Annotated in this window: 2 protein-coding genes; both read right to left on the bottom strand. The window is 63.4% G+C overall.

Features of this window, described 5'->3' with window-relative positions; all coding sequences use genetic code 11:
• On the bottom strand, positions 1-1957 hold a 1957-nt coding region (gene pglA, locus AC5DC2_RS22190), incomplete at its 3' end, for a polygalacturonase PglA (RefSeq protein ID WP_491700057.1).
• Positions 1958-2026: 69 nt separating this feature from the next.
• A partial coding sequence (locus tag AC5DC2_RS22185) for an ABC transporter substrate-binding protein (protein WP_491700056.1) occupies positions 2027-2934 on the bottom strand: 908 nt, incomplete at its 5' end.

Here is a 2934-nt window from a genome sequence, read left to right as displayed (position 1 = left end):
CCTCGCCCGGCCCCGCCGAGATGCACCGCCGAGCGCCGCCTCGCACCCGCGCCGAGCGCCGCCTCGCACCCGCCTCACGCCCGATTCCCGCGCCCCGCGCGCCGCCCGGGCACACAGCGAGCCCGCACGCACGAGCCGCGGGCCCATCGGCGGCCTTGCGGTAGCGCGGATCGTCGGTGCGCCGCGCCAGCCACACCAGGGCTCGGCCGGACAAAATGTTGTCGATATTGAAATCCTCGGCCGCGTAGCCGTTCATCACGCCGTCTTCATCGACCTGCGCGCTGATGTGGCGGACGAGATGATCGAACCAGCGCACTTCGCCGGTCGCCTCGTAAAGCGCGATCAGCCCGCGATAGAGGCAGCCATCCTCATAGCAGAGCGCCCCGCCCTTATAGGCGCGATAGTCGGCGGCATATTCGTCGCAATAGCGCAGAAGCGCCTGACGGTAATAGGGCTCTTCCGCCCCTTCCCTGACGAAAACGACATTCCTGGCGGTAACGGCCGCGTTCTCGGCAATGATGCCGCCATGGCGCACCGGGTCGATATGGCAGGCCATGACCGGCGGCTGCGCTTCGGCGTCCGGCGCATAGGAGACGGTATAGTCCTCGATCGTTACATTCTCGATCGGCATTTCCGGCAGGCCGTAAAAGGCGGCAGCGGCGGTGTGGACATTGCGCGCGACGATGCGGCGGAAGGTGATGTCCGACATGCGCGGCGTCACCGCGCTGGCAGGGTGCGGATCGCGCGACTGGACATAGTCCGACTTGCCGTCGGCGTCGCAGAAATAGAAGGCGTTCATCACAAAGGGGCTGACGACATTGTCCATGTCGCAATCCTCAACCAGGATGCGGGAAACGAAGCCGCCGCGTCCGCGCCGGGTCTTTACGCGAAGGCCGCGATCCGTATCGCGCATCTCGCAGCGCGCTACGGTGACGCCGGAAACCGTGCCGCTCATTTCCGAGCCGATGACGACGCCGCCATGGCCGCGTTCCATGAAGCAGTTTTCGATGCGGATATTGCGCGTCGGGCCGTCGAGACCGCCTTTCGGATCGCGCTTGCCCGCCTTGATGGCGATGCAGTCGTCGCCGACGGAGAAGCGGATGCCGCGCATGCGGACATTTTCGCAGCATTCCGGATCGAAGCCATCGGTGTTGGGTGAATCCGGATCGCTCTCGATCTTCACATCGGCAACGAGCATGTCGCGTGTAAAGACCGGGTGGACCATCCAGGCCGGGGAGTTGCGGACGGTGACGCCGGTGACCGTGACATGTTCGCAGCGGTTGAAGAACAGGCTGCGCGGACGGCGCGCGCCATTGCGGGTTTCCTTATGCCAGCTCCACCAGTCGCCGCGGTCACCGCCGGCATCGATGACGCCCCCGCCGACAATGGCAATGCCGGACGCGTTGACGGCGGTCAGCAGGCTGGCGTAGCAGGCCTCTGCCACGCCTTCCCAGGTGCCGAGCACGCGGCCGTCTTCGTCACGGGCGGGCAGGATCGGGTACTGGTCGCGGTCGGCAATGCCATAAAGCACGGCGCCGGCATCGAGCTGCAACGTCAGGCCGGATTTCAGGAAAAGCGGGCCGCTCTTCCACACACCCGGACCGAAACGGAGCGTCGCGCCCTCGGGCAGGCCATCGATCGCCTTCTGCAGCGCGGGGGCATTGTTTTCCGATTGCAGGCTTGCGCCGCAGGCGGCAACATCGACGAATGCGCTTTCGTTTCCTGTCACGAAATCGAAGACTTCTCCGCCCGCAACCAGACGATAGGCGGTGTGCGGCTCAAGGCCGTTGATCGAGAACACCGTGCGCTCGCTCACGCCTTCGGCCACCGTTTCATCGGTGCTCTCCATTGCAAGCCGCCAGGAAACGGGCGCCTTGAGGAAATATTTGTTCTCGCCGGAAAAGACAGCAAAGGTCACCGTCCTCGCCGAGACAGCGAGCAGCTCGATGGCAGTCATCACAATCGTCCAAAAAGGATTTGGGAAAGAGGGGGCGGCGGCAAGAAGCGCCGCCCCCGGAAGGCTTGGTTAGTTGCGGACGCGGTCCAGCACGTCGTTGACATTGTAGATGATGTCATCGGCGGCCGTTTCGGCGTCGATCTGGCCATAGGCGAACTCTTCGAGCGTATCGCCGATCGCCGAGGCGATCTGCGGATGCTCGAAATAGGGGGAGATCGTCGGACCGGTCGCATCCAGAATGATCTGGTGCGCGTCGATCTGTTCCTGCTCGATGGCGCCGGCAGCCGTCAGCTGATCGAACGCCTTTTTGGAAGCCGGAATGCCGCGGGTCGTGCCGAGAATGTCGATCGCGCCCTCGTCGTTCAGGAGGCAATTGACCACTTCGGCGGCCGCTTCCTGATTGTCGGAATTGCGCGAGATCGAAAACAGCATGGACGGCTTGCGGTAGACGCCGTCATTGGTGGCGCCTTCGGCCAGCAGGATCTTGGAAGGAACCAGAACCTGGCCTTCCTGCAGCGGGTCGGAAATCTTGAAATAGACCGTATCCCACTGATAGGTGCCCGCGATGTGGCCATCGGCCCAGGCCGGGTTTTCATGCAGAACCAGATTGCCGCCGGCCGCGACCTTCGGCCAGGGAATGATCACGCCTTCGTCTGTGTAACGCTTGTACATGTTCAGCGCGTCGACCATCTCGTCCATGGAGTAGTTGAACTCCAGCGTTTCCGGATCGATCATCGTCTTGCCGGTCTTCTGGGTGAGATAGGCCGTCATCAGAAGACGGGCGTCGAGGCCGTCGGTACCGGTCGCCTCATAGGGATAGTAGTCGTCGCCGAGCTTTTCCTTGAACACCTTGCCGGCTTCCTCGAGTTCCGCCCAGGTCGTCGGGATCGAGAGACCTGCCTTCTCGAAGGTCGTCTGGTTGAACCATGGCAAACGGCCGGTGATCGACAACGGCAGGCCCTGCAGGTGGCCGTTCA

The organism is Martelella sp. (genome assembly GCF_984369615.1).
The sequence above is the reverse complement of the archived record's forward strand: the minus strand, read 5'-3'. Positions and strand labels throughout refer to the sequence as shown.